At 66.7% G+C, this 8,107-nt stretch carries 9 protein-coding genes; 6 read left to right on the top strand and 3 right to left on the bottom strand.

Annotated elements, in window-relative coordinates:
- Positions 1–933: MBL fold metallo-hydrolase (locus AX735_RS04540; protein WP_156447416.1), on the top strand; the 933-nt coding region annotated here is incomplete at its 5' end.
- Positions 934–940: 7 nt separating this feature from the next.
- On the opposite strand, the gene AX735_RS04545 is transcribed toward AX735_RS04540, so the two are convergent.
- The 3 genes from AX735_RS04545 to ligK are packed head-to-tail and all read right to left on the bottom strand — an operon-like array spanning position 941 to position 3,562.
- Positions 941–1,828 carry an amidohydrolase family protein gene (locus tag AX735_RS04545; RefSeq protein WP_066276291.1) on the bottom strand — a complete coding sequence of 296 codons (888 nt, stop codon included), beginning with the start codon at positions 1,826–1,828 and terminating at the stop codon, positions 941–943.
- On the bottom strand, positions 1,825–2,898 hold the full coding sequence (locus AX735_RS04550) for a 4-oxalomesaconate tautomerase (RefSeq protein ID WP_066276296.1): 1,074 nt from the start codon (positions 2,896–2,898) through the stop codon (positions 1,825–1,827). The genes AX735_RS04545 and AX735_RS04550 overlap by 4 nt, the downstream gene beginning before the upstream one ends.
- Entirely contained in the window at positions 2,891–3,562 is a 672-nt protein-coding gene (ligK, locus tag AX735_RS04555) for a 4-carboxy-4-hydroxy-2-oxoadipate aldolase/oxaloacetate decarboxylase (RefSeq protein WP_066276298.1), read from the bottom strand. Before ligK ends, AX735_RS04550 begins: the two co-directional genes overlap by 8 nt.
- Positions 3,563–3,659: 97 nt before the next feature.
- Between ligK and AX735_RS04560 the strand changes: the two genes are divergently transcribed.
- Genes AX735_RS04560 through AX735_RS04580 form a run of 5 tightly spaced genes read left to right on the top strand, consistent with a single transcriptional unit; the run spans position 3,660 to position 8,049 of the window.
- Positions 3,660–4,865, top strand: coding sequence for a LysR family transcriptional regulator (locus tag AX735_RS04560; protein ID WP_066276300.1), 1,206 nt, complete (start codon positions 3,660–3,662; stop codon positions 4,863–4,865).
- Between the two features lie 54 nt (positions 4,866–4,919).
- On the top strand, positions 4,920–5,783 hold the full coding sequence (locus tag AX735_RS04565) for a DUF1932 domain-containing protein (protein WP_066276304.1): 864 nt from the start codon (positions 4,920–4,922) through the stop codon (positions 5,781–5,783).
- Positions 5,780–6,805 (top strand): amidohydrolase family protein, encoded by a 1,026-nt coding sequence (locus tag AX735_RS04570; protein WP_066276318.1) that lies wholly within the window; start codon positions 5,780–5,782, stop codon positions 6,803–6,805. The genes AX735_RS04565 and AX735_RS04570 overlap by 4 nt, the downstream gene beginning before the upstream one ends.
- Positions 6,802–7,209, top strand: a complete 408-nt coding sequence (gene ligA, locus AX735_RS04575; protein ID WP_066276321.1) for a protocatechuate 4,5-dioxygenase subunit alpha — start codon at positions 6,802–6,804, stop codon at positions 7,207–7,209. The genes AX735_RS04570 and ligA overlap by 4 nt, the downstream gene beginning before the upstream one ends.
- The gene (locus AX735_RS04580) at positions 7,210–8,049 is read left to right on the top strand and encodes a class III extradiol dioxygenase subunit beta (RefSeq protein WP_066276326.1); all 840 of its coding nucleotides are present in this window, start codon (positions 7,210–7,212) and stop codon (positions 8,047–8,049) included. It begins immediately after the preceding gene.
- The last annotated feature ends 58 nt before the right edge of the window (positions 8,050–8,107 follow it).

The raw sequence follows: 8,107 nt of genomic DNA, 5'->3' as shown, positions 1-8,107 counted from the left end.
CTTCTGGCCGCAGCACCGGTCGCGGCCCAGCCCGTGCCGGGCGCGGACGGTTTCATCACCCTCGGCACGATGGGCGGCCCGGTGCCTTCGCCGGACCGGTCGCAGCCCGCCAACGCGCTGGTGCATCAGGGCAAGGTCTATCTGGTCGATGCGGGCGACGGCACGGTGCAGCAGCTCGCGCGTGCCGGCATCCTGTTGCCCAGGGTGCGCGCGGTGTTTCTCAGCCATCTGCATGCCGATCACACCGGCGGGCTTTCCGCCGTGCTCGCACTGCGCAACCAGACCAACCAGCGCGATCCCATCACCGTTTATGGTCCTCCGGGCACGCGCGAACTTGTCGCCGGCATGGTCGCCTCGATGCAGCCCGCCGCGCGCGTCGGCTATGGCATTCCCGGCCAGCCCTGGGCACCGCCTGCTGACACGGTGCGGGTGATCGAGCTGAGCGATGGCGAGCGGATGGCGGTCGACGGATTCTCGGTCACCGCCGCGCAGAATTCGCATTACGATTTCGCGCCGGGAAGCCTTGAGGACCGCAACTACAAATCGTTCAGTTTCCGCTTCGATCTGGGATCGCGCTCGATCGTCTATACCGGCGATACCGGGCCCAGCGCGGCGGTGGAGAGGCTGGCCAAAGGCGCGGACCTGCTGGTCAGCGAGATGATCGACATGGGCGGCACCATGGCCAATGTCGCGCGCAATTCGCCCGACATGCCGCCGCAGGCGAAGCAGCAGCTCGAACAGCACCTGTCCACGCACCATCTGACGCCTGATGCAGTGGGCCAGCTGGCATCGCGGGCAGGGGTGAAGGCGCTGGTGATCACGCATTTTGCCGCAGGCACGCCCGATCCGGAGCGGACCAAGGGCTATATTGCCGAGATCAGAAAGCGCTTCACCGGTCCGGTAACGCTCGCCAACGATCTCGACCGCTTCTGACCCGGCCTCAGTCGGCCCAGTAGAGCCGCATCGGATTGGCGACGAGCAGCTTGTGCTGCAGCTCTGCCGTGGGCGCGATTTCGGGGATGGTGTCGACCAGATGCCCGTCATCGGGCAGCACCTTTTCCATGTTCGGGTGCGGCCAGTCGGTGCCCCAGAGCACGCGGTCGGGATAGGCCTCGACCAGTGGGCGTACCGAACGGACGAAATCGGCATAAGGCGGGCCAGCGGCATCGAGCCGGTCGGCGCAGGTGACCTTGGTCCAGATGTCGTCGCGGGTGTCGAGCAGGCGGCGGAACGCGGTCATGTCCGCGCCGTCCGGCCCCTGGGTGACATCGGGACGGCCCATATGGTCGATCACGATCGGCACCGGGATCGCGGCGAGAAAGGGCTGCAATTCCTCGAGAATGTCCGCCTCGAAATAGACCACGACATGCCATCCGAGCCGCTCGATCCGCCGTGCGACATCGAGGAACTTGTCCTTCGGCGCATCGTCGACCAGCCGCTTGAGGAAGTTGAACCGCACCCCGCGAATCCCGCCTGCGTGGAGCGCATCGAGCTCCGCGTCCGAGATCGCCGGATCGACCACCGAGACCCCGCGCGCGCGCCCGTTCGACCGGGCGATGCCGTTCAGCGTCGCGCTGTTGTCCGTCCCGTGGCAGCTCGCCTGGACGATGACGTTGCGCTCAAAGCCCAGATGATCGCGCAACGCGAATAATGCGTCGGGTCCGGCGTCCTGCGGCAGATACTTCGCCTTGGGGCTGAACGGGAACGCCGCCTGCGGGCCGAAGACATGGCAATGCGCATCGACCGCGCCCGGCGGCGGGGTGAAGCGCGGCTTGCTCGGCGCGAGGGTCCAGCTACGGATCCGGCCATCGACGTCGGTGGTGCTCATGCGAAAACCTCTCCATCCATCAGCTTGCGCGCGGTGCGCAGCATGCCCGCCTCTACCGGCTGGCCGTTCTCGTCGACGGTGACGATGCATTCGGTGACGCCGGTCGGGTGCTCGACGCCCAGCGTCTTGGTCAGTCCATCGGGGACTGCAGCCACCTTGGCCGCGGGCGATCCCTCGATCAGGCAGGCGGTCGCGACGCTGACCGCGCCGAGCACGCCGATCGAGGCATGGACGCGGTGCGGGATCAGCGAGCGTACCGCGATCGCACCGCCTTCGCGCGGGGCAGCGACGAGCATCATCTTGGGCACCGATTTGGCCGATACATCGCCCAGGTTCATCAGCGGCCCGGCCTTGAGGCGGATCGCTTCGACTTTCGCCTTCATTTCCGTATCGGCATCGAGCGTGTCGCGGTCCTCATAGCCGGTGATGCCCATATCCTCGGCGGCGATGACGACGCAGGGCATGCCGTTGTCGATCATCGTCACCGCGACGCCATCGATCTCGTCGACGCGGTTTCCGGTGGGCAGCAGCGCGCCGCAGGACGAGCCAGCGGTATCGCGAAAGGCGAGCGGAATGGGCGCGGCGGTGCCGGGCACGCCGCTGATCACGGCATCGCCGTCATAGCGCACCGTGCCGCCGGGGGTGGCGACGCTGGCGACGGCGACCTGGCCGGTATTCTCCATGAAGATAGCGACGCGGGTGACATCGCCGCTCGGCTCGACCAGCCCGCGCTCGATCGTGAAGGGGCCGACACCGGCCAGGATATTGCCACAATTCTGCGCATCGGTGACGATCGCCTGGTCGACGAACACCTGCAGGAACAGGTAATCGACATCGACGCCGGGGCGATCGGACTTGCTCACCACCGCGACCTTGCTGGTCAGCGGGTCCGCGCCGCCCATGCCGTCGATCTGGCGCGGGTCGGGCGATCCCATGACGCGCAGCAGGAACGCGTCGCGCTCCGCGGTGTCGGCGGGCAGGTCGTCCTTGAGGAAATAGCCCCCCTTGGACGTGCCACCGCGCATCCACATGCAGCGGGCCTTCGCGATGGCAGGGGCGGCGTCAGACATATTTCAGCCCCATCTCGGCCAGCCTGGGGCGCATGTTGTAGATGTCGAGCCCCAGCTCGCCCGCCGCCAGCCGCTGGCGCTTGGCCTCTTCGGCGGCCTCGCGCGCCTGCGCCTTTTCCAGCACCGCCGCGGCATCGGCGCGCTTGACCACGCACACGCCGTCGTCATCGGCGACGATCACATCGCCCGGCTCAACGCCTGCGCCCGCGCAGACGATCGGCACGTTGACGCTGCCCAGCGTGTTCTTGACCGTGCCTTGCGCGAACACCGCCTTGGACCAGACCGGAAAGCCCATCTGCGTCAAGTCGCGCACGTCGCGCACGCCGGCATCGATCACCAGCCCCCGGCAACCGCGCGCCATCGCGCTGGTCGCCAGCAGGTCGCCGAAATAGCCATCGACGCACGGGCTGGTCGGCGCCAGCACAAGGATGTCACCAGCCTGCAACTGCTCGATCGCGACATGGATCATCCAGTTGTCTCCGGGAGGGGCGGAGATGGTGACGGCATTGCCCGCGATCCGTGCGCCCGCATAAATGGGCCGCATATGGTGCGCCAGCAGGCCGATCCGGCCCTGCGCCTCGTGCACGGTGGCGACGCCTGCGCTCCCAAGCCCATCCACCACCGCAAGATCGGTGCGTTCGATATTCTGGACGACAATTCCCATGGCGATGCTCCTTGTGCTGCTGCCGTGGCCCCGCGCACCGGTCTCATGCCAATCCAGATTGTGGACGGGTAATAAGTTTTTGCTATGTGTTGCATCCATGATCCAGCCTTTCGATCTCAATCTGCGCCATCTGCGCGCGCTGGTCAGCGTCGTTGCGCTGCGCAGCCTCAACCGCGCGGCCGAGGCGGCGGGGCTGTCACAACCGGCGCTGACCCAGGGCATGGCAAAGCTCGAGCGCCAGCTGGGCGTGCTGCTGTTCGACCGCCATTCGGGCGGGGTCGAACCGACCCTGGCGGGCGAGGCGCTGTCCGAACGCGTCGAGCGGGCGTTCGTGCATCTGGCCGCTGCGGTCCGGCGGCAGGGCAGGGCGGGCACGCGCGGCTTTTCGCGCCCCGAGCAGCTGATGACCGCCACCCAGCTTCAGGCGTTCCTGCATTTTGCCGATGCGCAGGGCTTTGCCGGCGCCGCGCTGGCGAGCGGGCTTTCGCAACCCGGCATCCATCGTGCGGTGCGCGAGCTCGAACAGATCAGCGGGCAGGTGCTCACCGAGCGGCGCGGGCGCGGCATGGCGCTGACCCCGGCAGGCCGGGCGATGGCGCGCGGCGTTCGCCTCGCCTCGGGCGAGCTTGCCGCGGGAATCGCTGAAGCGCTGGGCGAGGCGCATCCGGCCACCCGCATCGCCATCGGCGCGATGCCGCTCAGCCGCGCGCTCGTCGTGCCGCGCGCGATCGCGCGCTTTCTGGACGATTGTCCTGGCACGGTGGTCGACGTGATCGAGGGCTCGTGGCGCGAGCTGATCGATCCGCTGCTCGATGGCGTCATCGATGTGACCATCGGCGCGCTCCGCGACACGCCCCCGTCCGATGTCGAACAGGTGCCGCTGTTCACCGATCGGCTCGCAGTGTTCGCGCGCAAGGGCCATCCGCTCGCCGGGCGGCGGGTCGAGCTCGCCGAACTGCAGGCGCAGTCCTGGGTGGTCGGGCCGCAGGGGACCCCCTTGCGCGCGCACTGGCAGGCGCTGTTCGCGGGCGACCCGCCGCCGGTGCCGGTCGAATGCGGGTCGGTGATGGTGATCCGCGGCCTGATCATGCAAAGCGACCTGCTAACGCTGCTGTCGCCCGACCAGATCTCGGTCGAGCTCGAGGCCGAGATGCTGGTGCGGATCGATGTCGATCTGCCCGGCAGCGTGCGCACGATCGGACTGACGACGCGGCGCGGCTGGCGACCGACCCAGGCCCAGCAGCGGCTGATCGACCTGATCCACCTGGCGTCGCACGAAACCAGACTTCACGAAAACCAATAAGCGGCGGCGCAATTGGATTGGTGGCGGGGGCGTGCCATCGCCTAGGCCGCTGGCATGACGTTCAGTGCGACCTTTATCGGCTTTGGCGAAGCGGGCAGGGCCTTTGCCTGGCCCGGCGCGCGCGCCTTCGATCGCAAGACCGACAGCCTGTCGGATCATGCCGCCATGCTCGCCGCCTATGCCGAAGCAGGGGTGCATGGCGAGGAGGATGTCGCCATAGCGCTCGCGGAGGCAGAGGTCGTGCTCTGCCTGGTTACGGCAGATCAGGCGGTTGTAGCCGCGCGCGATTATGCGCCGATGCTGCGATCCGGCGCGCTGTGGCTCGACATGAACAGCATCGCCCCCGCCAGCAAGGCCGAGGCGGCGACGACGATCGAGGCCGCGGGCGCTCGCTATGCCGATGTCGCGGTGATGGCTCCCGTGCTGCCCCAGCGCCGCAACGTGCCGCTGCTGGTCTCCGGCCCGCATGCCGCCGACGCTGCCGAGGCGCTGCGCGCGCTGGGCTTTGCGCAAGTGTCGATCGCCGGGGACGCGGTCGGTCAGGCGAGCGCGATCAAGATGATCCGCTCGGTGATGGTCAAGGGGCTCGAGGCGCTCTCCGCCGAATGTGCGCTCGCAGCAGCCCAGGCGGGCGTGCTCGATGCCGTCACCGCCTCGCTCGATGCCAGCTGGAAGCCTCAAAGCTGGGCCGAGCGGTTCGATTACAATCTCGACCGGATGATGGCGCACGGGCTGCGCCGCGCCGCCGAGATGGAAGAGGTTGCCGCGACGCTGGCGGACCTCGGCGTCGATCCCGTCATGACGCGCGGCACGATCCAGCGCCAGCGCGACATGGGCACGCAGCGCATCGCGCCGCCCGATGGCCTGCAGGCCAAGCTTGCCGCCCTCGACATTCCTCAGCTCAAGAGAAGCGCATGACCCTGATCATCGACTGCCACGGCCATTACACGGTCCTGCCCAAGGCGCATGACGCCTGGCGCGAGGAGCAGAAGGCCGCATTCAAGGCGGGGACGGTCTGTCCGCCCTATCCCGAGATTTCCGACGACGAGATCCGCGAGACGATCGAGGCGAACCAGCTGCGCCTGATCAGGGAACGCGGCGCGGACCTGACGATCTTCTCGCCGCGCGCCTCGGCCATGGCTCCGCATGTCGGCGACGAGGCGGTGGCGCGCGAATGGGCGCGGCGCTGCAACGACCTGATCGCGCGGGTGGTCGGCCTGTTCCCCGAAACCTTTGTCGGCGTGTGCATGCTGCCGCAGAGCCCCAAGGCGGACATGACCGGGTCGATCGAGGAGCTCGAACGCTGCGTCACCGAGCTCGGGTTCATCGGCTGCAACCTCAATCCCGATCCCGGCGGCGGCCATTTCCAGCATCCGCCGCTGACCGACCGCTACTGGTACCCGTTCTACGAGAAGATGGTCGAGCTCGACGTTCCGGCGATGATCCATGTCTCGGGCAGCTGCAACCCTGCGATGCACGCCACCGGCGGCTATTACATTGCGGCGGACACCATCGCGTTCATGCAGCTGCTGGAGGGCGACCTGTTCGCCGATTTCCCGACCCTGCGCTTCATCATCCCGCATGGCGGCGGCGCGGTGCCCTATCACTGGGGGCGCTATCGGGGGCTGGCCGACATGCTCAAGAAGCCCGCGCTCGACACGCATCTGATGAACAATATCTTCTTCGATACCTGCGTCTACCACCAGCCGGGCATCGATCTGCTCGCCGATGTGATCGACAACAAGAACATCCTGTTCGGCAGCGAGATGGTCGGCGCGGTGCGCGGCATCGACCCCACCACGGGCCATTATTTCGACGATACCAAGCGCTATGTCGACGCGCTGGAGATCAGCGATGCCGAGCGGCACATGATCTTCGAGGGCAATGCCCGCCGCGTCTTCCCCCGGCTCGATGCCCTGCTGAAGGAGCGCGGACTGTGACCCATACCGACATCCACGCCTATCTCGCCGAGTTCGAGGACATTCCCGGCACCCGCGTGTTCACGGCCAAGCGCGCGCGGCAGGGCTATCACCTCAACCAGTTCGCGATGAGCCTGATGAAGCCCGAGAACCGCGAGCGCTTCAAGGCCGACGAGCGCGCCTATCTGGACGAGTGGGCGATCAGCGAGGAGGCCAAGCTCGCGGTGCTGGCGCGCGATTACAATGCGCTGCTCGACATGGGCGGGAACATCTATTTCCTGTCCAAGCTGTTTTCCACCGACGGTATCGCCTTTGCCGAGGCGGTCAGCACCATGACCAACATGAGCTGGCCCGAATATCGCCAGATGATGCTCGACGGCGGCCGCTCACCCGAAGGCGTTCGTTCGATCAGGGAGGGACGATAGATGGCCCGGATAACCGCAGGTGTGGGCAGCAGCCATGTGCCGCTGCTCGGCGTGGCGCACGACCAGGGCAAGGAGCGCGACGATTATTTCGGCCCGATCTTCGCCGGGTACGACTGGACCCGCGAATGGGAGAAGCAGGAAAAGCCTGATGTTGTGATCCTGGTCTATAACGACCATGCATCCGCCTTCGACATGAAGTTCATCCCGACCTTCGCGATCGGCTGCGGCGAGCGCTATGCGCCGGCGGACGAAGGCTGGGGTCCGCGCAAGGTGCCCGATGTCATCGGCCATCCCGATCTCGCCTGGCATATTGCACAGAGCCTGATCCTCGACGAATTCGACATGACGATCATCAACGAGATGGATGTCGACCACGGCCTGACCGTGCCGTTGAGCATGATGTTCGGCAAATGCGAGGCCTGGCCGACCACGGTCATCCCGCTCGCGGTCAATGTCGTCACCTATCCGCCGCCATCGGGCAAGCGCTGCTGGGCACTGGGCGAGGCGATCGCGCGCGCGGTCGAAAGCTTTCCGCAAGACCTCAACGTGCAGATCTGGGGCACCGGCGGGATGAGCCACCAGCTTCAGGGTGCGCGCGCGGGCCTGATCAATCCCGAATGGGACAACCGCTTTCTCGACCTGCTGGAGGCGAACGATGATGCCGTCCGCCATATCCCGCATATCGAATATCTGCGCGAAACCGGATCGGAGGGCATCGAGATGGTGATGTGGCTGATCATGCGCGGTGCGCTGGGCCAGCGCGTGAAGACGCTGCACCGCCATTATCACGTGCCCTGCAGCAACACCGCCATCGGCCATATCGTACTTGTGCCAAGTTAGTTCATAGCCCTCTCCCCTTCAGGGGAGAGGGCTATGAACTAACTTGGCACAAGTACGA

The organism is Blastomonas sp. CCH1-A6 (assembly GCF_001556365.1).
In the GTDB taxonomy this organism is placed as follows: domain Bacteria; phylum Pseudomonadota; class Alphaproteobacteria; order Sphingomonadales; family Sphingomonadaceae; genus Blastomonas; species Blastomonas ursincola.
Note: the sequence above shows the minus strand (reverse complement) of the source record. Positions and strands in the feature narration are given on the sequence as shown.